The following is a 25,823-nucleotide window of genomic DNA, read 5'->3' on the forward strand; positions in this document are numbered from 1 at the left end:
GGTGAAGTATTCCCGTTGCCCCGACGCCGCGTGCCGGTAGCGTCGCCCTTCGATGAAGCCGTCGATGCCGACGCGTTCCGGCACATGCTCACGCATGTGCCAGCGGTTGTATTCCTGCGCATGCTGGGGCGCAACGTCATTCCAGAGCGCCAGAAACGCCGGGCCGGGAAATACCATGAGTCGTTTGTCCAGTTGTCGATAAAGGGGCCGCGCGTTCAGCGCGTCACGGGCGTCAGCACCGGTACCGGCTCGCGCCGGAGCGGTGGCATCGCAAACATGCAGCAGGCGGCAAGCAAGGCGGGAATGCCGACGATCAGGAACAGCACGGGATACGCCATGCCTGAACCGAGCAATATGCCGCCGATGCTGGAGCCCAGCATCGAGCCGAAGCGACCAATGCCCGTCGCCCAGGCCACGCCCGTGGCACGGTTCGCCGTCGGGTAATACGTCGCCGCAAGGCCGTTGAGGCCAACCTGCGTGCCGCTGATGCAAACACCCGCCAGGTATACGAGCGGCGCGAGCATGGCAACTTTGCCGAATGTCTGGCCAACACAAATCACGGTGACGAAGGCCACGGCATAGGCCACGCCCAGTACGCGTGTCGGCTTGGCACTGTCCATGACGCGTCCCAGCAGCAAACCGCCGGTCGTACCGCCGATGGACCACAGCGCGGTGATGAGTGCCGCGTTGCGCATGGAGCCACCGGCGTTGGTGATGATGGTCGGCAGCCAGCTTGCCATCAAGTACAGCACGGACAGTCCCATGAAGAAGGTCGCCCACAACAGCAACGTGCCGCGCGCATAAGGCGCCACCAGCAACTCGCGCACCGGCGAGCGGCTCGGCTTCGTCTCAAGGGCAACGAAGGTCGTCTGCAACGTCACGTCATCGGGCGCGATTCGGCGTCCAAGCGCGCGGAGGCGCTCCTGCTCATGCGGGCGGCGCAGTGCGAGAAAACGCATCGACTCGGGCAGCAGCGCCCACAAGACCGGCAACAACAACAGCGGCAACACGCCACCCACGAGCACCATGGCGTGCCAGCCGTGCCGATCGATGATCTGCGCGGCCACCACGCCGCCGACGGCGGACCCCATCGAGTTGCCGCACATCATCAAGGTGATGATGGACAGCTTGCGCTTGCCCGACGCGTACTCGGCCGTGAGCGTGACGGCGGCAGGCGAAGCCCCCCCGATGCCCGCGCCGGCGACGAAGCGCAGGATCGACAGTTCGGTAACGTTCGTTGCGAACAGTGTCGCCAACGTCGCCAGGCCGAAGGTGGCGACCGACGCGAGCAACACGAGCCGGCGACCGCGCCGGTCGGCCAGCGGTCCGAACACCAGTGAGCCGGCCATCATGCCGAGCAGCGCCGACAGAAAGATCGGTGAGAGTTGCGCCACCGACAGGCCCCATTCGCGCCGCACCGAAGGCGCGATGTATGCCGCCAGTCCGATGTCGATGCCGTCAATGGCGACAATCAGAAAGCACAGGGCGACGACGCGCCACTGCAGCCGCGACATTCGGCGTCCATCGAGGAACGACTGAAGATCGAGCGGCGAATGGGCGTTCGGAAGATGAGTAGTCTTTGACATGCGAGTTCAGGCCCCTTCGATATCGTCAGAACAGCTTGCGCAATCCGACGCGCACGGCCAATTGGTTGGGGGTTGTCGACGCGTTCAACCCGAAGATGTCGGCCACGGCGGCCTTGCCCGTTGAATCGTGCCCGCTTGCGTGCTGCCAGACGAGAATTCCGTAAACGTAGGTGGTCTTGGAGAAATTGTAGGCGGCCCCGCCTTCGACGGACTGATAATGCCCACCCGGCGCGAAGCTGTACTGGTAACCGACGCCAGCCATTGTGTTCGCCGAGAGGTTGTAGCCGTAGTTGATCTGATAGTTGTTGAAGACAGCGTTGGGCGGTGCCGATGGGTTGGCCGCAGTGCGCACGATGTCGAGAAAGCGCACGTTCTCGTACATGGCCGAGACCTGCGAACGACCCCACGTGTATTTCGCCCCACCGCCGACGACCTGCTGGCTCGTGGCCGTGACGTAGTTCTGGAAGATCGGGTTGGTGACCGGGTTGCTATAGGCGGCACCGGGCTGTGCCGCACTCGTCGCGCCGAAGATCGACGTGCCGGGGGTGCGCATGTTCATGTACGCACCGCTGATCAACAGGCCACCGCTCGTGTACGAAGCGCCTGCGCCGTACGTCCGGTCCTTGGCAAAATCGCCCGCCGCATTCCCGAACGAGAACATCGTGCTGAATTTCAGACCGCCGTAGGTCTGACTCTCGTATTTGACGACGTTATTGATCTTGTTGTAGTTCCACGAGCCGTCGATGTCGCCCAACGTCGCGCCAAGTCCCCCGGCAAACATGAACGAGGTGGACAGCGGTACGAAGTAGTCGTTGGTCATCGAGTACTGATGACCGATGGTCAGCGTACCGAGTCGCGCGTCGGACAGACCGACGAACGCCTGACGTCCGAACAACGTGTTGGCCGGTTGCGCGGTGCCGTTCATGATGTTGAAGCCGGCTTCGAGCGTGAAGATGGCCGACAGGCCACCCCCGAGATTATCGACACCCCGCAAGCCAAACTTGTCACCGGCGCGCCCGCCACTCGCGGCCTGCCAGGCCGAGCTGCCGCCAGTGTTGTTCACGTAGGTCATGGCGGCGTCGACCGCGCCATAGAGTGTGACGTTGCTTTGCGCAAACGCGCTCAGCGAGCATGCCGCGAGCGGCAGACAAGCGATCCAGTGCTTCAAGGTTGTCTCCTATATCTCTTATTTTCTGTCGGATGTCGCCGGGCATCGGGCATGCCGTACACCGGTCGGCCAGATCATGGCCGAACGGGGCGCGCAGACATAGCAGCGGAGTGGAAGTTCAGAACACGCGATTTGGAAATAATCGCGCTGCGCCCTCAGGGCGAGGCAAGCGATACGGCGGCGGGGCTCACAGGTCGGTCCCTTGCGCCTTCAGCCTCGCCAGTCCTTCGACGAGAAAATCCAGCAGCGCATGGAACAGTTTGGGATTGTGATGGTTCGCTGGACGCAACACCTTGATCCAGTAGTCGGGTAGTCCGAACCCCGGAAGAATCTGCACCAGCCGACCCGCCAGAACGCTGTCGCGCGCCCGATAGCGCGGCAGGATCGCCACGCCCATGCCGTCGACGCAGGCGTTGTGCATGGCGTCGATGTCGTTGGTCGCGAAGCCACCGTCGACAGTGACCTGGATGTCGCCGGCACGCGCATCGGTAAACGTCCACGTGCGCACGGTGTTCTGGTACGAGTAGAGCAGGCAGCGATGGCCGGGCAAGTCGGACGGATGCTCGGGGGTGCCTTGGTGCGCCAGATAATCGGGCGACGCGTAGACGTGGCGCTTGAACGGACACAAGGGGAATGCTTCGACGCCCTCGTAGGTCACGGGCAGGCCCGTGATCACGAAATCGAAGTTCTCGAGCACGGGGTCGACGGCGCGGTTGGCCAGTTGCAGCTCGATGCTGGCTTTGGGATGAGACAGGAAGAACGCGTTGAGCAGCCTGCCGAGGAAGTGGTTAGTGAACGATGCAGGTGCCTTGACGCGCAAACGCCCGCCAAGCGAGCGTTCATCGACCACGGCGCGTTCGGACAGTCGCTCGTAGGCGGCCAGGAATTCGCGCGCTGCGCCCAGCATGTCGCGTCCCGAGGCCGTCAGGGTGAGGCTGCGGGTGGTGCGCTGGAAAAGCAGCACCTTGAGCTCTTTTTCCAGCGCACTGACCCGCTTGGTCACCACCGGCGCCGACACGTCGAGCCTGCGCGCGGCCGCGGTGAAGCTGCCCATGTCGGCCACCGCGAGGAACGCTCGCACGTTCTCTACACTATCCATCGCTCCATACCTCTCATCTTCTTATGGAGGTGAATTGTATAGATAGCCGCTCCCGTCGCCCACGAACGCCACCCCTGCCCGCCTACATCACCCTCGCGCGTCGCACTTCAGAGATATAAATCAGGATCAGCGAGACCCAAACGACGCCATAAAGGAGCATGAAACAACTTGAGCGAATCTTGACGATGTCGAGCAGCGCGCCGAACAGGATCGGCAGCAGGAACCCGCCCAGGCCACCCGCCAACCCCACGATACCGGTCACGACGCCCATGTTCTCGGGAAACTCGTCCGCCACGTACTTGAACGTCGAGGCCATCCCGAAAGCGAACACGGCACCCAGCACGAACGCGAGCATCACGAATCCCACCACGGATACGCTGATGTGGAACGTTTGCGGTCCCTGGATCGTGTAGATCACGAAATCGGTCTTCGGATACGACAGGAGGAACAGGCAGATCCAAGCCACCCACAGGCACCACCACGTGACCGCGTGCGCGCCGAACTTGTCGGCGAGCACGCCACCGACCGCGCGCAGCACCGAGCCGGGCAGCGAAAAACCGGCCGCCACCGCCGCGGCCATCACCACTGTCATGCCGTATTCGGCCTTGAGATACTGGGGAATCCATAGCGACAACGCCGTGAACCCGCCGAAGGTGATCGAGTAGTACTGACACAACCGCCATACGCGTGCATTGCTCAGAACCTTGAACGACGCCAGGATCGAACCGCCCTTCTTCCCCGCGCCCGGGTCTGGCGCGGACGCCAGCCAGAAGATCACTGCCGTGACGAGCAGCACGACCGCATAGATGCGTGGGACCGCACGCCAGCCGTACGCCGCCTCCAAGCTCGGCGTGATGAACAGGTTGACGGCCGCCCCGGCCGTGCCTGCCCCGAAAAAGCCCATCGCGAATCCGCGCCTGTCCGGCGGGAAGAAGCGCGCGACATAGGGTGTACCGACGGCGAACGACGCGCCCACGCACCCAAGAAATAGCCCGATAACGAGGAATTGCCACAACTGCGTCGCGTAGCTGACGACATACACGGGAATCGCGCACGTCACCAGCAACACGGTCATCACGAGGCGCCCGCCAAAGCGGTCCGTCCAGATCCCGAGCGGCAGGCGCATCACTGCGCCAGTCAGCACCGGCGTCGCCGTGAGCAGACCGAATTCTGTGCTGTTCAGGCCAAGGTCCTCGCGCAACTGGATGCCCAGCACGCCGAACATCATCCAGACCACGAAACAGACGAGAAATGCGAACGTACTCGCGAACAACACCGAGTACGCCTTGGCGCCCGGCGCGGGCAGATTGCCGGCAACCGATGGCGATGCGGCAACGCGTGCGATATCCATCCCTTCTCCTTTATTGGACCAGCGGCCCGTCGGCGCTCGCAAACGTCACGCCTTCCAGGTCGGCTTGCGCGGCCAGCAGTTGCACGTACTGACGCGTGGCGCGCAGGCGCACCTGCGCCGTTAGCATCGTGGCGATGTCGTCCTGGACGGCCTCGAACGGAATCAGCGCACCCGGCACCCGGTGATCGATTCGCACCAGATGAAAGCCGAAGCGGGTTTTGATCAGCCGCGGCAGAACGCCGATCTCGTCCGAACCGAAAATGCCTTGCGCGAACTCCGGCACGCAGCTCGTGCGCTCGAGCTGGCCAAGGCTCCCGCCCACCTGCGCGGACGGACAGTTCGACCGCTCCGCCGCCATCGTTTCGAACTGGTCGGGCGCTTGCAGGATCGCGTTGAGCGTCTCTTCCGCCTTGGCGCGCACCAGCGCGAGCGGTGCTCGACCGGTCACACCGAACAGAATATGGCTGGCGTGCACCAGTTCGCCGCTGGTGAAGCGATCGCGATGCTGCTCGTAATAACGACGCGATTCCTCGGCGGTGGCCACGGGCGTCGCGACTTCCTTCGCGAACACCGCATCGGCCATCGCGTCGGGCCGGTCGGCGTCGATGGGCAGCCCCAACTCGACGGCACGCTGGCGCACCAACTCGCGGATCGCGAGCGCGTAGCGGGCCATCGTCTCGGCATCGGCCGTCGGATCGGCGCCGGCGATCGGCGCGTCGGCAAGTTCTGCCGCCGCCTCGTCGATGGCGCTCGTGGGGATCTCGACACCGTTCACGCGCAGCGGCGCGCGGGCATCTGCCAACAAGGTTTGCATGTTGAGGGTCCTTGGCCGTAGGGACGTTATTCGACGCTTATCGACGTTCAGGTGCAACCATTAACGCCGCGCCTCAGCGCTTGCGCACCAATTGATACGGGCGGATCAAATAGACCACGGACGCCAGACCGCTCCAGATGTGCACCATGCGCGTGAACGGCGATACGAGGAAGATCGTGAAGCCGAGCGCGATATGCGCGCGATAGGTCAGCGGCACGCCTTCAAGCAAGGTCGCCACGCCCGGCTGGAATGTCACGATGCCTTTCACGTAATCGGTCAGTTGCTCGAACATCGCGCCGTCCATGTGCCGCATGGAGAGCAACACCGTGCCGAGTCCGAGCGCGAGCTGAATCCAGAGCATGAACACGATGACAATGTCCCACGTGCGGCTCGTGGCACGCACGCGCGGCGTGCCGATGCGACGGGCGATGAGGATCGTCAGGCCGATGATGGCCACCACGCCCGCGGCTCCGCCACCCACCATCGCGATCAACTGGTGCTGCGACGCGTTCAGGAACGGCGAAACGAGCCAGTGCGGCGCCAGGAATCCGGCGAAATGCCCGGCCACGACGACCAGCACGCCCCAGTGAAACATATTGCTGCCCAGGCGCAGCATGCCGTGCTTGAGCAATTGCGACGAATCGCTCTTCCACGAATACTGCTCGCGGTCGAAGCGGATCAGGCTGCCGATGAGCAGCACCGTCAGGCAAATGTACGGATAGATGCCAAACAGAAACTGATGAAAGAAAGCTTGCATGGTCACACTCCTTGCTTTCCGAACTCAGCGCCCGGGACGGCGCGCATGGAACTGAATCGGTTCACCGACGGTATTGCCCTGCCCGCTCGGATGGCCCGCGCCCATGAAGCGCACCGGGGCATCCTGATAGCTGGCGTCGATGGCATCGTAGTCCGCCGCACGCGGAATATGCGACGCATCGTCGACGTGTTCGGGCGGCGTCTGCGTCTCGCGCTGCGCCGCGGTTGCACCGCTCAGCCAGAGCAGCGCGCGCGTGAGTCCGGCATAGGGCGATCCGCGTTTGGCGAGCCCGGCATCGATGGCCTGCAGGAGATGCTCGATGTCCTTCAGACGCGCCAAGCCTTCCGACTCCGGCAGGACCCCGACGTATTCGAGAAACGCGGGCAGATAGTCGGGCAGTTCGCCGGGCGCCAGATAGATGCCGCTGCGCTCATAGGTCTGCATGAGGTCGACCATCGCCTGCCCGCGATCGCGCGACTCGCCGTAGACGTGTTCGAACAGGTAGAGCGACGTCACGCGGCCACGGTCGAACTGCGCCACGTAGTTCTCCTGCAACGTGAGCAAATCGCGCTCGCGCCAGTAGGCAAAGAACGCGTCGAGCTCACGCCGCGCGGCGCCGCCAATGCGCGGACTGCCCAGCAGCGTCTGCTCGATCTCGGGCAATGCGAGGGCCACTTCGTCGTCCGGGTAATGCAGCAGTGCGCCGAGCAGGCGGCACTGCAAGCCGAGGGGGGTATCGGAGGCGGACATCTCAAATCTCCTGAATCGGAATGGTCCGCTTGTTCTTCTTGACCGGGTTGAACAGGTTGCCTGTGTCGTTGCCCGACGAGCATCCGTTGCCAAACGAAAAACCGCATTCGCCATGCATGTCGAACGTGTTCTCGGCGTATTCGCGATGGGCAGTCGGAATCACGAACCGGTCTTCGTAGTTGGCAATCGCCAGATACCGGTACATCGACTCCACCTGAGCGACGGACAGACCCGCTTGGGCCAGCACGTCGTCGGCCTGCACGCCGTCGACGTGCCGTGCGCGCATGAACGCGCGCATGGCGAGCAGGCGCTCAAGGGCTAGCTTCACCGGGGCTTCGTCGCCGGCGGTCAGCAAATTCGCGAGATAGCGCAGCGGAATGCGCAGCGACGCCACGTCGGGCAGCGCGCCGTTCATGCCGAGATCGCCGCTGTTGGCCGCGGCGTTGATCGGCGAGAGCGGCGGCACGTACCAGACCATCGGCAGGGTGCGATATTCCGGGTGCAGCGGGAACGCGATGCGCCAGTCGACCGCCATCTTGTAGACCGGTGACGCCTTGGCGCCTTCGATCCACGCATCGGGCACGCCGTCGAGCCTGGCCTGCGCGATCGCCGCCGGATCGTTGGGGTCCAGGAAGACCGACAATTGCGACTCGTACAGGTCTTTCTCGTCGGCAACACCCGCCGCCTCGCTGATGCGGTCGGCGTCATAGAGCAGCACACCGAGATAGCGAATGCGGCCCACGCACGTCTCCGAGCAGACGGTCGGCTGCCCCGCTTCGATGCGCGGGTAGCAGAAGATGCACTTCTCGGCTTTGCCGCTGTGCCAGTTGTAGTAGATCTTCTTGTACGGGCAACCCGACACGCACATGCGCCAGCCGCGGCACTTGTCCTGGTCGACGAGCACGATGCCGTCCTCCTCGCGCTTGTAGATCGAGCCCGAGGGGCACGATGCGACACACGCCGGGTTCAGGCAGTGTTCGCACAGGCGCGGCAGGTACATCATGAAGGTGTTCTCGAACTGGCCGTAGATGTCCTTCTGCACCGCTTCGAAGTTGTAGTCCTGCGAGCGTTTGGCGAACTCGCCGCCGAGAATCTCTTCCCAGTTCGGTCCCCACTCGATCTTCTCCATGCGCTCGCCGGTGACCAGCGAGCGCGGCCGCGCCACCGGCATGGCTTTCGCATCCGAGGCGGTCTGCAGATGACCGTAGTCGAATGTGAACGGCTCGTAATAATCGTCGATCTCCGGCAGATGCGGATTGGCGAAAATGCTGGCGAGCAGCTTGAGCTTGCCACCCTGCAGCGGTTCGAGCTTGCCGTTGGCCTTGCGCGTCCAGCCGCCGCGCCAGCGTTTCTGGTTCTCCCAGTCTTTCGGATAGCCGATGCCCGGCTTGGTCTCGACGTTGTTGAACCAGGCGTATTCCATGCCTTCGCGGCTCGTCCAGACGTTCTTGCACGTAATCGAACAGGTATGGCAGCCGATGCACTTGTCCAGATTGAGCACCATGGCAATCTGCGCACGCACTTTCATTGGCGTTCTCCGGTCGGGGGCACGAGCACCTGGTCGGCGGTATCGTCGAGCCAGTCGATACGATTCATCTTGCGCACTACCAGGAATTCGTCGCGGTTCGAGCCGACAGTGCCGTAGTAGTTGAAGCCGTACGAAAGCTGGGCGTACCCGCCGATCATATGGGTCGGCTTGACGCTGATGCGCGTGACCGAATTGTGAATGCCGCCGCGCGTGCCGGTGATCTCCGAGCCCGGCGTATTCACGATCTTCTCCTGCGCGTGGTACATCATCACGGCCCCGCTTGGAATCCGCTGACTCACCACGGCACGGGCGCACAACGCCCCGTTCGCGTTGAAGCACTCGATCCAGTCGTTGTCCACGATGTCCAACTCGCGCGCGTCGGCCTCCGACATCCATACGATCGGTCCGCCGCGCGACATGGTCAGCATCAGCAAGTTGTCGGTGTAGGTGCTGTGGATGCCCCACTTCTGGTGCGGCGTGAGGAAGTTGAGCACCTTTTCGGGATTGCCGTTGCTGCGCTGGCCGAGCATGTGCGCATAGCTGCCCGTGTCGATGGGCGGCTTGTAGACGCACAGCGATTCGCCGAACGCCCGCATCCACGGATGGTCCTGGTAGAGCTGCTGGCGTCCGCTCAGCGTGCGCCAAGGCACGAGTTCATGGACATTGACGTAACCGGCGTTATACGACACGTGCTCCGATTCGATCCCGCTCCAGGTGGGCGACGAAATGATCTTGCGTGGCTGGGCCTGAATATCGCGGAAGCGGATCTTCTCGTCGGCGCGGGCTTCGGCGAGATGCTTGTGCGACAGGCCGGTAACTTTCGTGAGTGCCTGCCAAGCCCGCACGGCCACCTCGCCATTGGTCTCGGGCGCAAGCGTGAGAATGACCTCGGCGGCGTCGAGCGCCGACTCGATGCGCGGCCTGCCGTTCGAAACCCCGGCCTCCGAGACCTTGTAATTGAGCTGCCCGAGCAGGTCGATCTCCTCGTGCGTCTCCCACTGAATGCCCTTGCCGCCGTTGCCGAGCGAATCCATCAACGGGCCGAGCGACGTGAATTTACGGTAGGTGTTCGGATAGTCGCGCTTGACGACGACCACGCCTTGCGCGGTCTTGCCCGGCACCGGGTCACACTGCCCCGCGCCCCAGTCCTTCACCTCATACGGTTGCGCGAGTTCGCCGGGGGCATCGTGCGCGATGGGCGCGAGCACCACGTCCGTCTCGTTGCCGAGATGGCCGTCGCACAATTCGGAGAAGCGCTTCGCGATGCCCTTGAAGATCTCCCAGTCGCTGCGCGCCTGCCACGCCGGATCGACGGCGGCCGAGAGCGGGTGAATGAACGGATGCATGTCGGACGTGTTCAGATCGTCCTTCTCGTACCACGTGGCGGTGGGCAGCACGATGTCGGAATACATGCATGTGGTGGACATCCGGAAGTCCAGCGTCACGAGCAGGTCAAGCTTTCCCTTGGGCGCTTCGTCGCGCCATTTGACTTCTTCCGGACGGGCACCGTGGCTCTTGCCGATATCTTCGCCCTGCACGCCGTGCGTGGTGCCCAGCAGGTGCTTCAGGAAGTACTCATGCCCCTTGCCTGACGACCCGAGCAGATTCGAGCGCCACACGAACAGATTGCGCGGGAAGTTGTCGGGGTGATCCGGGTCGGTACACGCCATGCGCAGCGTGCCGTCCTTGAGGGCGTTCGCCACATACTGGCCCGCCTTCGACGGGTCGGGCAGCGAGCGGCCGACATCGAGCGGATTGGTCTGCAGTTGAGGCGCCGTCGGCAGCCAGCCCATGCGCTCGGCGCGCACGTTGTAGTCAATGGGGCGTCCGTGGAACGGCGTCTTATCAGCAAGCGGCGAGAGCAAGCCCGACGGATCGCTGTTGTCGTAACGCCACTGGTCCGTGTGCGCATAGAAGTACGACGTTGCGTTCATCTGGCGCGGCGGGCGGTGCCAGTCGAGCCCGAACGCAAGCGGCGTCCAGCCCGTTTGCGGGCGGAGCTTTTCCTGGCCGACATAGTGCGACCAGCCGCCGCCGGATTTCCCGATGCATCCGCACATCACCAGCATATTGATGATCGCGCGGTACGACATATCCATGTGGAACCAGTGATTGATACCGGCCCCGATGATGACCATCGACTTGCCCTGCGTCTTGTGCGCGTTCTCGGCGAACTGGCGGGCCACCGAAATCACGTCTTCCCGCTTGACGCCGGTGATCGCTTCCTGCCACGCCGGGGTGTAGGGCACATCGTCGTCGTAGGTGTGGGCGATGTGTTCGCCGCCGAGGCCCTGATCGAGCCCGTAGTTCGCGATGAACAGGTCGTAGACGGTTGCCACCAGCACTTCGCCTTCGGTGGTCTGGATGCGGCGCACACCGACATTGCGGCGCTGCACGGAGGCGTGCGACGTGCAGGTGAAATGCGCATGAGGCTGGTTGCCGAAATAGGGAAAGAGCACGGGCACGACCTCGTCGTGGCCCTTCACCAGCGTGAGGCACGGCTGGATGGGCTTGCCATCGGGGCCCTCTTCGCGCAGGTTCCACTTCCCCTGGTTGGCGTCGTCGCCCTGTGCCCAGCGATAACCGATCGAGCCGACCGGCGCGACGAAATCACCGCTCAGCTCATCGATCACGACCGTCTTCCAGTCGGCGTTGTGCGGTTGGCCCAGCGCGCCGTCGAAGTCGGCCGCGCGCAGTTGGCGCTCCGGCACGTAGCCGTCGCCCTGCTTGACCATCCGAACGAGACACGGCATGTCCGTGAAGCGTCGGCAGTAGTCGATGAAGTAATCGCTCTTGCCGGCCAGATGAAACTCGTTGAGGATCACGTGTCCCATGGCGAGCGCCAGCGCGGCATCGGTGCCCTGCTTCGGATGCAGCCACAGGTCACCGAACTTCGCCCCTTCCGCGTAGTCGGGGAAAATCGACACGATCTTGGTGCCCTTGTAGCGCACCTCGGTCATGAAGTGGGCGTCCGGCGTGCGCGTCTGCGGCACGTTCGAGCCCCACATCACAATGAACGTCGAGTTGTACCAGTCGGCCGACTCAGGCACGTCCGTCTGCTCGCCCCACGTTTGCGGCGAGGCCGGCGGCAGATCGCAGTACCAGTCGTAGAAGCTCAGGCAGACGCCGCCAATCAGCGACAGATAACGCGCGCCCGCGGCATACGACACCATCGACATCGCCGGAATCGGCGAAAAGCCGGTGACGCGATCCGGGCCATAGCGCTTGACCGTGTAGACATTGGCGGCGGCAACGATCTCATTGACCTCGTCCCACGAGGCACGCACAAAGCCACCGAGGCCGCGACGGGCCTGATAGGCACGGCGTGACGCCTCGTTTTCCACGATGGAGGCCCACGCCTCGACCGGCGCGAGCGACTTGCGCGCGTCGCGCCAGCGCGACACGAGTGCGCTGCGCACGAGCGGATACTTGAGACGATTGGCGCTGTAGAGATACCAGGAGTACGATGCGCCGCGCGAGCAGCCACGTGGCTCATGGTTCGGCATGTCAGGGCGTGTGCGGGGGTAATCGGTCTGCTGCGTTTCCCAAGTGACGATGCCGCCTTTGACATACACCTTCCAGGAGCAGGACCCGGTGCAATTGACCCCGTGCGTCGAGCGCACGATCTTGTCGAATTGCCAGCGTTGACGGTAAGCGTCTTCCCAGTGGCGGTCTTCATCGGTCGTGGCGCCGTGCCCCTCGGAGAACTGGGGACGTGAAGACGTGAAAAAACGAAGACGGTCAACGAAATGACTCATGGCGTTTCCCTGGCATGAGTCGGCGCAAGACTGCGCCGACAGGCGAGCGAAAGCGGGAACGCCACACGATTCCGAAGTGTTGGGGGGCGGTTCCCGCCGGCTTAAGGCAACGACTGCGCAGTCGGGTCTTCGAATACGAGGCGATTATTCTCCTTCGCCTGCGTCATGTAAAGCGCGTCGCATCGAAGGTTTGCGTTGGCTCAACACGTGTCGATATTTCTTGTAGTGCTATATAAGCCGTGCCCCGTTTCTGCTTGACGTTGCCCGCCCGGATGGCGGCGCAAAGCGCTATATCCTTGCTGATATAGTGCTTTGGACTAGGTCCGTCGGGCCAGCACCTCGTCGCGCGGGCCGGCGTCGACAACGCGTCCCCCGTCCATGACCACGAGGGTGTCGAATCGATCGAGCAGACTCGGCCGGTGCACCGACGCGACGATGCAGGCGTTCGGGAACGCTTCATACAGGCGATCCAATACCCGTGCCTCGGCTAGCGGGTCGAGCGCGCTGGTCGGTTCGTCGAGCAGCAATAGCGAACTCCCTCGCGCTGCCAGCGCGCCCCGCGCGAGCGCGAGCCGTTGTCGCTGACCGCCAGAAAGGTTGCCGCCGCGCTCGTTGAGCGTGCTGGCCAGGCCCTCAGGAAGATGCTGGAGGACGTCGTCGAATGCCCCCGCATGCACGGCGGCCTGCACGGACTGCGCGTCGGCCGGTTCCCCAAACGTCAGGTTCTCCTCCACGCTCGCCTCGAACACTTCGGCTTCCTGCGGAATCAGTGTGGCCAGCGTGCGCAGATCGGCCCACGGCGTTGACGCGCCGTCGCGCAGCAATTGGCCGTGCTGCGGGAGATAGAGTCCGGCGAGCGTGCGCAACAGTGTGCTCTTGCCGCCACCGCTGGGGCCAACGAGCGCCACGCGGGTGCCGCGCCGGAGCACGAGGTCAACGCTATGAAGTCCGCCACGCGTGTCGTCGGCGTAATGCCACGACACGCCGCGCAATGTCAGTGTGTCCCACGGCGCATCAGGCACGACAGCGGGGGCGATCGCGTCGGGCTCGCCCGGTGCCGCCCAGATCGGCGCGGCGCTGCCGAAATCCGTGTGCATGCGGGCGAAGCTCTGGAAGTTCGACGCCATCGCGCCGACCACCGTCGCCGCCTGCTGTGCGTATTGGTAGATCATGAATACCGTGCCGAGCAACACCGCCTGCCCCGGCTGGCGCGACTGCAACACGTAGACGATGACCAGGATCCAAGTCAGCCCCATGCCGAGAATATCGACGGCGAACCATTTGCCCTCGTTCACCACGACGGCGCGACGCAGCGGCGCCATCACCGTCTCCATGCGACGCCCCAGCACTTTGCGAGACGCTGCCTGCAGGCGCAGGCCGATCACCGTGCCCGCATTGCCGACGAAGTCGAGCAATGCGGCGGCGTAGCGCCGTTCGGCGTCGTTCTCTGCGCGCGCGAGCTGCATCAGAACACGGTCGAACCGCAGGATGATGAGCGCCACGACGACATAGCCCGTCACGGCAATCACACCGCTGGTGCGAGACAGCAATGCGAGCGCCACCAGCGGCCCGACGAAATTGAAGGCGCTTTGTAGATAGCCGAATTGATTCTGGGCGAAGTCGGACAGGGCGCGACTGGATTGCACGACGCGGTGCTGCAACTCGCCCGAGTGGCGGCCATCGCGCCATGCGAGCGGTGCGGTGGCGATCCGTGCATACAGTTGATCGGCCAGCCGGACACGCACGCGAACCCCGACGTTGCGCTCGAGTATCCGGCCCGGGCCGTGGAGCAGCCACGACACCAGATAGACACCGACCAGATAGACGATCCAGCGGCCCGCCGTCGTCATGTCGCCTTGTTGCAGCGCATTAATCGCCTGTGCCGCCAGCCACGGCATGGTCAGACGCAACAACTGTGCAGCCGACAACAGGCCGGCGGCGCCGAGCAAATGCAGCCGCACGCCGTGGGCGTGACGCCAGAGCGCGCGGTAGAGATCTCGCGCCGCACCGCCCAACCCGATGGCGGGCGCTTGTGCTGGAGCGTCGGGCACCGTCATGCGTGCATCGTTCCTTTGCCGTTAGGCTCAGCCCCCGGTCCGCATGCCCCTCGACGGGCGGACGGCGAACCGGGAAGTCGTCAGGCGCCGCAAAGGGTGCCAGAAGTGGCGCCAAAAGCGGCGTCGCGAGCGGTCAATATATTGGAAAATCGATCAAGCGTCGCGCTTACAGGCTGGAATGCGCGTGCCGATCATCCGGGTCGCGCGCGTGTGCGTGGGTTCTCGCCTGCCCGGCCAGCGCGGCCGACACCGTCACCGCAAGGGGCGCCGGCGTGGCATCGGGTTGTGTTCGGCGATCGCGCGGCGATGGGGCCACATAGTAGAAGCGCAGCTCAGCGTCGGGATAGTGGTACGGCACCATGGCGAGATTGACGGCACACGAGTCGCAGAACGGCAGACGCGAGCACAGCACGATCGAGCGAACGACGTTCTCGCCCACCGGGTTATCCGCATAGATCTGCGCCAGAATCATCCGCTCCGTATCGAGCGTGCGGGACCGCACCCCGCCCGTGGCGGCGTTGAACGTCGGCAGGTCCGCGTCGGCCATTGCCAGACGCAGTTCGGGCGGCTCGGTGAAAATGACCTCCTCTCCCGAGCGGGCTGCTGTGCGGCGTTGGGCGATGACATTGTGGTCCCGCCGCGCATACGCCCGGCCCGCGTCCACGATGCGCACGCTCGGCGTGTTCGTACGCAGCGTAGTGCGCTGGAGTCCCGACAGGCAGTAGTAAATCGTTCTCGTGCCGTCGACGAGCGTCACTTCCGCCACCGCGATATTCGCGTTGCGCGAGACCGCGCGCATCCGGTCGCCGACATCGCGTGCCGCGCGCGCTGTGCCGCCGACCAGCGCCTGGATCCCCGACATGCCGGGAAACAGCGTCTCGAAGATCGACAGCACATCGCGTGTCGTTTCCACGTCGCCGACGAAGGGCAACTGCGACCATACGGCCAACGGGGCGGGACGCGAGACAAAGTCCCTCGCGATCGCATTGATGAACGCTTCGGCTTGCGCCGGATAGTGTTGCCAGTGGCTCCACAGTCGGTTGAACATCGGCATCAACGACGCATCGATGCCGGGGGCGGAGAAAAGCCGCTGGCGCCGGGCGACGCCGGCGGTGTTCTGGCGGCGGCTACCCGGTGTTCGATCGCTTGCGTCAGGTCCCGAACCGCTTGCCGCGCCTCGATCACCGACAGTGAAACGTCCTCAAGCCCGCGCCAGACGTCCCCCGGAGACGGCGCCTGCTGCCAGAGCTTGAGATACAACTGCAGAAACGTGCGCGCATCGCCGTAGGCGATCGTCGGCAGCACCGTCGCGTTCTCGGCGGCCGCGCGATGGTGCTGCGCCGTGCGGTACGCGCGAATGTCGCGGTGCTTCGCCGCGCGCAAGTGCAGGCGCACCCGACGTGACGAACGTGACGATTCGCCCTCGTCGCTGTCGGGCAACCCGAAGCGGTAATAAACGTCGCTCGTCAGTTGCACCACACCATGCAGCGCGCCATCCGTGTCCCGATACGTTCCGAATGGCGCCGCGATGCGCATGTCGCCAAGCGTGAGACGCACGCGACGCCCACCGACCGGCCCCTCCGTCGTCGACTGCTCATAGAAGGACAATTCGCCGTCCAGCTCCGGCGCATACACCGACGGATCGACGAGTGGCGAGTCCGGCGAGACGTGCGGCACGCCATGCTCGTCCAGACGCCCCATACGCCCAAAGGCAAAGAACACGTGGCTACCGTCCTCCGCTCGAGACAAACGGGAATAGACGGCGACACGCAGGCGAGCGAGTGGCGACGCGTTCATTGGCTGATGCTGCGTAAGCGTTGCGCCCTGCTCCGTGACCGTGACCTCGTCGGGTCGCTCGGAGTGGCATTCGAGACACATGCCGTCGATGTCGATCCCCGTTCCCCGCGAGATGCGGCACAGCGACTCCGGCCCACGCTCGCGACGGATGTCCTCAAGTGGCCGGAGGTCTGACGCGTGTTTGCGCGAGTGCGCCACGGTCGCGCCGTACAGGACACCGTCGATGTCGAACACCTTTACGCCGTTCTGCGTCAGGTCCGGGAGGTACTCCACGTAGACATCCGGCGGCAACGACCATTGCACGCCTCGGCCCAGCGGACCGGAGAATGGCTCGTGTTTGATAAATCTCGGCAACGGCGGTGGCGTCGGCGTCGGCGTGGCATGAGTAGAGGCTTCTATGGGGTTGTCCGGCCAAAGGTGCTGGAGCAGCGCGATGGCATCCTGGTGGAGCGTATCGGCGCGCACCATGGCGGCCAGACATTCAAGCCCGGACATCGTCAGGCGAGAGGCCAATGGGTTGGGCGCAGGACCTCGGCATCGGCAAACGCCGCACGCGTTTGCGCGTCCGATACGGCGACGGATTCCCGAATCAACGCGACGATAGCGCACTGGATATCCCCTCGGTACGCTTCGAGCCCCGCTCTCAGGGCCTCGCGGCTGTCGGCTGGCGCTGGCGGCCGACCGAGCGACCTGGCGTGCGGCGCCGGCAGGCACTGCGCCATCACGCCACCGCCGTCGGGGCGGTAAGGCCACACGCGCAGCAACGCGTGAACGCCGGACACCGCGTCAGAATGCGGCAACGCCATCGGCGCCGTGGTTGGACCCGGTTCGATACGAACCTCTCTACGGCCGATCGACCGCGGCCCGGCAACCGGTGCCCGCGGGGCGACGGCCGCGACCGCTACGCCTGTCGTACAGACCACCGCCAACAAGCCCAGCGCGAAGGCCGCATTGGGGGCCTCACGGCCCGTTGCGCCAACCGCTGCGCGAGCGACGGGCTCGGTCAACAGCGGTGGCGGGGCCGAACGCGGAGGCGCCTGCGTCTGGACGGCGCGACGACGGGGCACCGACAGACCGGCCCGCCAGTCGTCAACGAATGCGGGGCGAGCGATGCCCCGTCTTGTATGGTGCGCATTGGCGGTCGGTCGATGCGCGTGGTGCGGCATGGCGTAATGCAATCGAGTCATTCAGCGTTTCTCCGTGAATTCGGCGGCGTTGTACGATCGCGAGATTGCGAAGGACAACATCCGCAGCGAGGGGGAGAACGCTAACGCGGCCCGCGCAGAAGCGATTGCTGAAACGAACCGGCGATTGTGGCAGTCTTCACTGCTGCCACCGCCGCTAGGGAGAAATTCGGAAATCGCCGTCCGTGCCGAGAATGGCGGTCCTGCCATGCACGACGCTGACCGACAGCGTCTACGGCTGGCGTGGCGTAAGCTTGCGATGCCCCCAGTGTGCTCGCGTCATGCAGACGTCATGCTGAGGTCACCGCGTCAGCGCTATGATGGCGAACTTTGTGTTGCTGGATAACGTAAGTTGGAACCCTTGAAAACCGAGATCGAGACCGTCCCGGGTCCCGCCACGACGCATGCGCGCGCCGCCCTCGAAGTGCTCCGCACGTTTCTCCTGCTGGGCCTGACCAGCTTCGGCGGACCGGTCGCCCACATCGGCTATTTCCGGCGTGAATTCGTGGAGCGGCGTCGCTGGCTCGACGACGCGAGCTTCATCGATCTGGTGGGGTTGTGTCAGTTTCTGCCCGGACCGGCGAGCAGCCAGGTTGGGTTTTCCATCGGCCTTCGGCGGGCCGGATGGTTGGGCGGCATCGCCGCGTGGTGCGGGTTCACGCTGCCGTCGGTGCTGCTGCTTCTGGTCTTTGCCGTCGTGGCACCGCACCTGGGCGGTCCGGTCGGCGATGGCGTGCTGCATGGCTTGAAGCTGGTGGCGGTCGCCGTCGTGGCGCAGGCCGTATGGGACATGGCGAGACGATTATGTCCCGACACGCGCCGCGCGGGGATCGCGTTGGCCGCCATGACTGTGCTCGCGTTGACGACCACCCAGTTTGCGCAGCTCATCGTGATCGTGCTGGGCGCGGGCCTTGGGGTTCTGCTGCTGCGCTCGGGCCACGCGATGGCGGCACCGCCGTTGCCCTCGCCCGCGCGATTCCGAATCTCACGTACAGCGGGCGCTGTGGCGCTGATCCTCTTCTGCGTGCTGCTGGCCGGGTTGCCGTTCCTGCGCCATCTCACCGACGAGCGGTCCGTGGCCATATTCGACGGCTTCTACCGATCCGGCGCGTTGGTGTTCGGCGGTGGCCATGTGGTGCTGCCGCTGCTTCAAGAGCAGACGGTGGCGACGGGATGGGTGTCGAACAGCGACTTCCTGGCGGGGTATGGTGCGGCGCAGGCGGTGCCGGGCCCGCTCTTCACGTTCGCGACCTACCTTGGGTGGCGCTCGGGGAGCCCGCTGCATCCGTGGCTTGGCGCCGTGCTTGCGACGGCGGCGATCTTTCTTCCCGGGCTGTTGCTCGTCGTGGCTGCGCTGCCGCATTGGCAGGCGCTGCGTGAGCGTGCATCGACGGCGGCCATGCTTGCCGGGGTGAATGCGGCCGTCGTGGGCATATTGGCCTCGGCGTTGTACTCCCCGGTGTGGACGAGCGCCGTGCACAGCGCCGCCGATTTCGCGGTAGCCGCGATTGCGTTCGTGCTGTTGACGCGGTGGAAAGCGCCGCCGCTTGCCGTGGTTGCGCTATGCGCTGTCGCCGGCGCGGCGGGGCTTGCCTGACGGGCTTGAGGGGCCTCGATGTTGAATACCGCCTGACCGATCCGAGCGCGGCGTGGGCCAGGCGGGATGCGTCAGGACGATTCGTTATCGCAGCCGGACACCGGGGGCGAGCCGGCTTCCGTGCGCGATCTTGCTTGCGTGATGTTGCTGAACGGCGGGACGTCTTGCGTGAGCCAGACGTTGCCGCCGATCACCGAGCCTTGTCCGATAGTGACGCGACCGAGGATCGTTGCGCCGGCGTAAATGACCACGTTGTCTTCCACGATCGGGTGACGCGGTAGGCCTTTGCGCGGATTGCCGTCGTCGTCGGCCGGGAAGCGCTTGGCGCCGAGCGTGACGGCTTGGTAGACGCGCACGCGCTCGCCGAGAATCGCGGTTTCCCCGATGACCACCCCTGTCCCGTGATCGATGAAGAAGCCGGCACCGATCTGGGCGCCTGGGTGAATATCGATCCCTGTTTCCGAATGGGCTTGCTCGGCGATGATACGGGCGAGCAGAGGCAATTCCAGTCGATAGAGTTCGTGGGCGACGCGGTGGTGAATCATCGCGTGAATGCCTGGGTAGCAGATCAGCACCTCGTCGACGCTGCCGGCGGCCGGATCGCCTTGATAGGCGGCGAGCACGTCACGGTCGAGCAATTCGCGGATTGTCGGGAGCCGTTGGGCGAATTGCTGGATGGTGGCGTGGGCGCGTTCCTCGATGCGTGCGGGCGTGAGGTTGGCGTCGTGGCGGGCTTTATGGCGCCATTCCATGCGGGCTTGTTCGGCGAGACCGTTGAGCACGCTGGTCAGCGTGTGACCGACGAAATAGTTCTCGCCTTGCTGGTGCAGGTCTGGCGGGCCGAGGCGCATGGGGAAGAGCACGCCTTTGAGGGCGCCGATGATGGCGGCGAGGTGTTCACGGGAGGGCAGATCGCGCCCACCGGATTCGAGCAGGCGGCGTTGGCCGTCGCGCCAGCGCAGGCGAGCCGAGTGCAGGGAGGAGACGATATCGTCGATGTCGAAAGCGGCCACGAGGGGGAACTCCTGAAAAGCGGGTGCCGGGGACGGTGTCGTCGCCGAAAAGCGAAAGAAAACGGAGTGCTGGAAAGCGCACAGACCAAAGAAGGATAACGGGTTTCCAAAGCACCAGTGGTGAAGTGGTTTATTTGGGCGGTGCCGGGCTTGGGTCGTTGGGTGGAGGGACTGGGGGCGTGGAGGGGAGACGGACCGGGGCCCCTTTCTGCAGCGAGTTGGGTTTATGTTTGAGAGGCGGAAAGGGGCCCCGGTCCGTCTGGGGGGCAGGTGTGGAAAGCGTCAAAACGCGTCAAAACGCGTCAAAGAGGCGCCAACGAGGCGGACAACCATCGCAACGGACGCGCCGAGTGGCAGACGATCGTTGCGTACATCGCGTGGGAAGAAGCGGAGATACCAGGTATGAAGCGTCAATTCCGACACCTCAACGTTCCCTACAGATCGCAGTGGGGCGATCCGGCGTTGAACCGAGTGGACGCGGCATGCTGATCGATTTTGGCGAAGGCGCAAACGTCCCCTTCGCCCGGACCAGCCCCTTACAGGGCCCGCTTGACGGTGCGCGCCGCGCCTGAAATATCCTGCCCGACGCCGTCGACCGTATTGCAGCCTGCCAACGAGAGCAGCGAACCGACCACCAGGAAAACCGCCAAAATACGCGCCAACATATCGACCTCGATACAAAAAACGTAATAACCACGAGTTTCCGGCCCCCTCGGAGCCTCCCAGGGCCCGGAACCCGGCTTCTTGTTGTGATGAGCAGGGAAGCGACTACCCCCGCCTCAAAACGATGCGCAATTGTGCGTCAAATTCACCTGAACAGGGGCAAACATGAAAACCCCACGTCCCCGCCCTACAACACCGCCAGCGTTCGCCGAATGTGATCGGCAAACGCCACGCTCAAGTGATTCGGACGCGCGCGATCGAACTTTACCGTAATCCCGACCGACGGCAATGGCGGCAACGTATCACCTGTAACAATGCGTAAATCCTGGGGCACCGCCGTTTGCGTCATCACCGCGAACGCCTGCCCCGAGCGTGCCAGCGCCGTCAATCCCGCCAGATTGCTGCTCGCGTAGGCAATGCGATACGCCCTGCCCGCGCGCGTCAACGCCTCGCATGCCGCCATATGATCCAGCGTATCCGGGTCGGACAATGCCAGCGGCAGCGCCACGTCGGGATTCGAAAGCACCGCCTCCAGGCCCGGATTCCCGATCCAGACCAACGGTTCCCGTCGGATGACGCCCTCATCGTCCACGCCGTCCGGCACCGAAATCAGCGCCAGATCCAACGTATGGCGCGACAGTTGCTCCATCAAGCGCGGTGTCGGCTCGCAAATCACCTCCACCAACGCGTGCGGATGCGCCACCGCAAACTCACGCAACAGATGGGGCAGAAACGCGGCAGCGTAATCGTCCGGACACCCGAATCGAATCGTGCCGCTCAACCCCCGGCCCGACATCTCCGCCATGGCCTCGTCGTGTACCCGCAGAATCCGCTGGGCATGCCCTAGCAAACGCTCGCCAGGGCTCGTCAACGCCACACCGCGGCCCGTGCGCTGCAACAACGGCTGATCGACGATCGCTTCCAGACGCTTCATCTGCTGGCTCAGCGCCGATTGCGTTCGCGCGATGCGCTGCGCCGCACGGCTGAGCGAACCCGCCTGCGCAATGGCGACGAACGAACGCAGCAAATCGATTTCCAGGGACAGGCTCAAGATATTAGACTCACTTCTATCTTCCATTAGCACTATTCGCTTCCATGAAATCAGAGCGCTGCCTAGACTGCAAGCGGTAAATGCCCCGCCCCATCGCCGTTGCCCATCGGAGACACCTGCATGTCCAAGAACCAAGACGCCGACTTCTGGCGCAACGCCCGGCAACATCTGATCCGTTACGGCGGCACCTTCGAGCCGATAATCATCGAGCGGGCGCAAGGCAGCTTTGTCTACGACGCCGACGGCCGCGCAATTCTCGACTTCACCTCCGGACAGATGAGCGCCGTGCTTGGCCATTGCCATCCGGACATCGTCGCCGTCGTCACTGAGTCTATCGGTACCCTCGACCACCTGTTCAGCGGCATGCTCTCCCGGCCCGTCGTCGATCTCGCCACGCGGCTCGCCGACATCACCCCCGAAGGCCTCGACCGGGTCATGCTGCTGAGCACCGGCGCCGAATCGAACGAAGCCGCCATTCGCATGGCCAAGCTCGTCACCGGAAAATTCGAAATCGTCGGGTTCGCCCAATCGTGGCACGGCATGACAGGTGGCGCCGCCGCAGCGACCTACAGCGCGGGACGCAAAGGCGTCGGGCCGGCCGCCGTCGGTTCGTTTGCAATTCCCGCGCCGTTTACCTACCGTCCCCGCTTCGGCCCGGCCGGTCAGTACGACTACCTCGCCGAACTCGACTACGCGTTCGACCTGATCGATCGCCAGTCCAGCGGCAACCTCGCGGCCTTCATCGCGGAACCCATCCTCAGCTCGGGTGGCATCATCGAACTGCCGCCGGGCTATCTCGCAGCCCTCAAGCGCAAGTGCGAAGAACGCGGCATGTTGCTCATTCTCGATGAAGCGCAGACCGGCATCGGCCGCACCGGCACGATGTTCGCGTTCGAGCGCCACGGGGTCACTCCCGACATCCTGACGCTCTCGAAAACCCTCGGCGCCGGACTGCCGCTCGCCGCCATCGTGACGTCCGCCGAGATCGAGGAACGCGCCCACGAACGCGGCTACCTCTTCTACACCACCCACGTCTCTGATCCACTGCCCGCCGCCGTCGGCTTGCGCGTGCTCGACGTCGTCGCGCGCGATGGGCTTGTCGCGCGCGCCAATGCCATGGGCGAACGTCTGCGCAACGGATTGCTGGGGCTGATGGAGCGCTTCGAATGCGTGGGCGATGTGCGCGGACGCGGCCTGCTGCTCGGCATGGAAATCGTCAAGGATCGTCACACCAAAGCGCCGGCCGACGGACTCGGCGCGAAGATCACACGCGAGTGCATGAACCTCGGCCTGAGCATGAACATCGTGCAACTGCCGGGCATGGGCGGCGTGTTCCGCATCGCGCCGCCGCTGACCGTCAGCGAGGCAGAGGTCGACCTCGGGCTTTCGCTGCTCGGTCAAGCCATCGAACGGTCGCTGTAAGGTCGAGCACGTCGCCTGGCTCCCACTCACCCCTGCGACGACTGACGGCGGACCACCGTCGTGGTTTGTCCCGCATAACCCCAGTTGTCCGTGTCGATCTCTTCGATCACGATATGGGTAAGGTGCGGCGGCTTGTGCAACACGCGCTCCAGCGTTTCGGTGACTTCGCGGATCACCTGTGCTTTCTGCTCGGCGGTATTCCCTTCCCGGGTGATACGAATGCTGACGAACGGCATGACTGACTCCTCAACGTGGCGCGGCCGGCGAACTCGCCGGACCGCCGTTCCATGGAAAACCAAGGCGAAACGCCGTGTCGATCAGCGTCCGGCGCTGAAACCGCCGTCCACCGGAAGAATCGTCCCCGTCACATATTCGCTCTGCACGAGGTACTGCACCGCCCGCGCGATGTCCGATACATCGGCAATGCGTCCGAGCGGATGCATCTGCCCCAGCGCGTCGTGCGTTTCAGGGGCATGCATCGGCGTGTCCACGACCCCGGGGGCTACCGCGTTGACCGTTACACCGTACGGCGCCAACTCCAGCGCTAGTGCGCGTGTCGCCTGATTGAGGCCTCCCTTGAGCGCGGCCGCCATCAAGGCGGGAACACTCGAATGCGCCTGCAACGCGATCGACGCGGTCACGTTGACGATCGCGCCGCGACGGCGCTCGCTCATGTGGCGCGCCGCCACTTGTGAAAAGTACAACGCGCCCTTCAGGTTCGTGGCGATCTGCTCGTCGATCTCGTCCGGTGTGAAATCGACAAACGGCTTCGCCGTGAAGATGCCTGCGTTATTGACGAGCACATCGACATGACCGAACGCCTCGATTGCGCGCGCGAAGGCCGCTTCGGCCACCGTGGGGTCACCCACATCGCCCGCGACCGGCACGAATCGCTCGCCCATCCCCAGCGCCGTGCGCGCCGCGTCGAGGCGAGCGCTGCTCCGCCCGGTCCCCACGACGTTGAAACCCGCCTTCAGGAAAGCTTCCGCCAACCCGAGTCCGATGCCACTTGAGGCACCCGTGATAATGGCCGTGCGTTCCGAATGGTTCATGATGTCTATCCTCAACTTGAAGTGGCCTGCCGGGACGGCGGATCATCCACATGCCCCGCGGGTTGAGCACCACTCTATTCGTGAATGAGGACGCGAAAAACACATACGGATACACTTGTCTTTTTACATGATGTAAAGAATCGATATGCAGCGGCAATTCGGCGACATCCTGCTCGGCAGCATCGAGTTGTTCTGCCTGGCAGCGGAAGCGGGCAGCTTCACGGCGGCCGCGAACCTGGCGGGGGTGACGCCGGCCGCCGTCAGCCGGTCGATCGCCCGTCTCGAGCAACGCCTCGGGGTACGTCTCTTTGTCCGCTCGACAAGGCGCATCCGTCTGACCGAAAGCGGTAGCACGTACTACGACGAATGCCGATCCGCCCTTGGCATGCTCTCCGAAGCTGAGCATCGTGTCTCAGGCGCCCAGTCGCAGCCGTCCGGCACCCTACGTATCAGTGTGCCGACGACCTACGCGCACTATCGACTGCTGCCGCTGTTGCCCGCGTTCCAGGCGCAATATCCGCGCATCAAGGTGCACGTGCATGTGAGCAACCGCAACGTCGACCTTCATGAGGAACGCTTCGACTTCGCCATCCGCTTTCGCGCCCAGCCCGAGTCGAGTATGGTGGCGCGCCCGCTCGAAGACGCCGCACTCGTGGTCGTCGCCCACCCGGATTACCTGAATCGCGTGGGAACACCCCGAACCCTTGACGACTTGGCCGAGCACGACTGCATCGAATTTGACCTGCCGAGCACGGGGCGAGCGATACCGTGGCTGTTCCGCGAGGCGGGCCGCGACATCGAGCATGTCGTGAATGGCCACTTTCGTTGCAGTGACGACGTGCTCTCGGGCGTCACACTCGCGAAGGCCGGTGCCGGGCTGTTCCAGACTTACCGCTTCATCGTTGAGGAAGATCTGGCCGCCGCGCGTCTGGTCGAGGTGCTGGCCGCTTATGGGGGACGCTCGCGCCCGGTGAGTCTGATGTACCCGCACGGCAAGACGTTGCCGTCTCGCGCCCGAGTCTTTGTCGAATACTTGCTGCAAACGTTGGGGCATTCGTCCGCCCTTCGCAACACTGACTTCCGCGCGGCGGCCATTCCCGCCCCCCGGCGCTCGGACTAGACTCGGTCGTAGCCCGCTCCCACGGTCCACGCCAATTCCTTGCGCAATGCTGAGGT

General features: G+C 64.3%; 20 protein-coding genes. 3 read left to right on the top strand and 17 right to left on the bottom strand.

Annotated elements, in window-relative coordinates; genetic code table 11:
- Window positions 1-215: 215 nt before the first annotated feature.
- The 12 genes from BGP02_RS12090 to BGP02_RS12145 form a co-directional block, all read right to left on the bottom strand.
- Complete coding sequence (locus tag BGP02_RS12090) at window positions 216-1,586, bottom strand: MFS transporter (protein ID WP_286798595.1); 1,371 nt, start codon at window positions 1,584-1,586, stop codon at window positions 216-218.
- A gap of 25 nt (window positions 1,587-1,611) precedes the next feature.
- Window positions 1,612-2,754, bottom strand: a complete 1,143-nt coding sequence (locus BGP02_RS12095) for a porin (RefSeq protein WP_017234424.1) — start codon at window positions 2,752-2,754, stop codon at window positions 1,612-1,614.
- A 187-nt stretch (window positions 2,755-2,941) separates the two neighbouring features.
- Window positions 2,942-3,853, bottom strand: coding sequence for a LysR family transcriptional regulator (locus tag BGP02_RS12100; protein ID WP_017234423.1), 912 nt, complete (start codon window positions 3,851-3,853; stop codon window positions 2,942-2,944).
- An 82-nt stretch (window positions 3,854-3,935) separates the two neighbouring features.
- Window positions 3,936-5,204, bottom strand: a complete 1,269-nt coding sequence (locus tag BGP02_RS12105; protein WP_017234422.1) for an MFS transporter — start codon at window positions 5,202-5,204, stop codon at window positions 3,936-3,938.
- A 10-nt stretch (window positions 5,205-5,214) separates the two neighbouring features.
- Window positions 5,215-6,018 carry a peptidylprolyl isomerase gene (locus BGP02_RS12110; protein ID WP_017234421.1) on the bottom strand — a complete coding sequence of 268 codons (804 nt, stop codon included), beginning with the start codon at window positions 6,016-6,018 and terminating at the stop codon, window positions 5,215-5,217.
- 73 nt (window positions 6,019-6,091) lie between these two features.
- Window positions 6,092-6,775 carry a respiratory nitrate reductase subunit gamma gene (narI, locus tag BGP02_RS12115; protein WP_017234420.1) on the bottom strand — a complete coding sequence of 228 codons (684 nt, stop codon included), beginning with the start codon at window positions 6,773-6,775 and terminating at the stop codon, window positions 6,092-6,094.
- A gap of 24 nt (window positions 6,776-6,799) precedes the next feature.
- Complete coding sequence (gene narJ, locus BGP02_RS12120; protein ID WP_017234419.1) at window positions 6,800-7,525, bottom strand: nitrate reductase molybdenum cofactor assembly chaperone; 726 nt, start codon at window positions 7,523-7,525, stop codon at window positions 6,800-6,802.
- A 1-nt stretch (window position 7,526) separates the two neighbouring features.
- On the bottom strand, window positions 7,527-9,053 hold the full coding sequence (gene narH / locus BGP02_RS12125) for a nitrate reductase subunit beta (RefSeq protein WP_286798597.1): 1,527 nt from the start codon (window positions 9,051-9,053) through the stop codon (window positions 7,527-7,529).
- A complete protein-coding gene (locus tag BGP02_RS12130) occupies window positions 9,050-12,811 on the bottom strand; it encodes a nitrate reductase subunit alpha (protein ID WP_268567827.1) in 3,762 nt (1,253 codons plus the stop codon). The genes narH and BGP02_RS12130 overlap by 4 nt, the downstream gene beginning before the upstream one ends.
- Before the next feature lie 317 nt (window positions 12,812-13,128).
- A complete protein-coding gene (locus BGP02_RS12135; protein WP_286798599.1) occupies window positions 13,129-14,868 on the bottom strand; it encodes an ATP-binding cassette domain-containing protein in 1,740 nt (579 codons plus the stop codon).
- 166 nt (window positions 14,869-15,034) lie between these two features.
- Entirely contained in the window at window positions 15,035-15,922 is an 888-nt protein-coding gene (locus BGP02_RS12140; protein WP_261938556.1) for a deaminase domain-containing protein, read from the bottom strand.
- Window positions 15,922-17,160, bottom strand: coding sequence for a hypothetical protein (locus BGP02_RS12145; RefSeq protein WP_286798601.1), 1,239 nt, complete (start codon window positions 17,158-17,160; stop codon window positions 15,922-15,924). The genes BGP02_RS12140 and BGP02_RS12145 overlap by 1 nt, the downstream gene beginning before the upstream one ends.
- A gap of 1,050 nt (window positions 17,161-18,210) precedes the next feature.
- On the opposite strand from BGP02_RS12145, the gene chrA reads away from it, so the two are divergent.
- The gene (gene chrA / locus BGP02_RS12150; RefSeq protein WP_157211351.1) at window positions 18,211-19,446 is read left to right on the top strand and encodes a chromate efflux transporter; all 1,236 of its coding nucleotides are present in this window, start codon (window positions 18,211-18,213) and stop codon (window positions 19,444-19,446) included.
- Between the two features lie 71 nt (window positions 19,447-19,517).
- Here chrA and epsC read toward each other — a convergent pair whose 3' ends face one another.
- The 3 genes from epsC to BGP02_RS12165 form a co-directional block, all read right to left on the bottom strand.
- Complete coding sequence (gene epsC / locus BGP02_RS12155) at window positions 19,518-20,459, bottom strand: serine O-acetyltransferase EpsC (RefSeq protein WP_261938553.1); 942 nt, start codon at window positions 20,457-20,459, stop codon at window positions 19,518-19,520.
- A gap of 536 nt (window positions 20,460-20,995) precedes the next feature.
- A complete protein-coding gene (locus tag BGP02_RS12160; RefSeq protein ID WP_017232138.1) occupies window positions 20,996-21,124 on the bottom strand; it encodes a hypothetical protein in 129 nt (42 codons plus the stop codon).
- A gap of 185 nt (window positions 21,125-21,309) precedes the next feature.
- Window positions 21,310-22,200: a LysR substrate-binding domain-containing protein gene (locus BGP02_RS12165; RefSeq protein WP_026131634.1), complete on the bottom strand. Its 891-nt coding sequence runs from the start codon at window positions 22,198-22,200 to the stop codon at window positions 21,310-21,312.
- Between the two features lie 93 nt (window positions 22,201-22,293).
- On the opposite strand from BGP02_RS12165, the gene BGP02_RS12170 reads away from it, so the two are divergent.
- A complete protein-coding gene (locus tag BGP02_RS12170; RefSeq protein ID WP_017232140.1) occupies window positions 22,294-23,595 on the top strand; it encodes an aspartate aminotransferase family protein in 1,302 nt (433 codons plus the stop codon).
- 26 nt (window positions 23,596-23,621) lie between these two features.
- On the opposite strand, the gene BGP02_RS12175 is transcribed toward BGP02_RS12170, so the two are convergent.
- Window positions 23,622-23,831 (bottom strand): tautomerase family protein, encoded by a 210-nt coding sequence (locus BGP02_RS12175; protein ID WP_017232141.1) that lies wholly within the window; start codon window positions 23,829-23,831, stop codon window positions 23,622-23,624.
- 81 nt (window positions 23,832-23,912) lie between these two features.
- A complete protein-coding gene (locus tag BGP02_RS12180; RefSeq protein WP_286798602.1) occupies window positions 23,913-24,647 on the bottom strand; it encodes an SDR family NAD(P)-dependent oxidoreductase in 735 nt (244 codons plus the stop codon).
- Between the two features lie 145 nt (window positions 24,648-24,792).
- Between BGP02_RS12180 and BGP02_RS12185 the strand changes: the two genes are divergently transcribed.
- Window positions 24,793-25,767: a LysR family transcriptional regulator gene (locus tag BGP02_RS12185; RefSeq protein WP_017232143.1), complete on the top strand. Its 975-nt coding sequence runs from the start codon at window positions 24,793-24,795 to the stop codon at window positions 25,765-25,767.
- Window positions 25,768-25,823 lie beyond the last annotated feature (56 nt).

It is taken from the genome of Pandoraea sp. 64-18, assembly GCF_001899225.1.
GTDB lineage: Bacteria > Pseudomonadota > Gammaproteobacteria > Burkholderiales > Burkholderiaceae > Pandoraea > Pandoraea cepalis.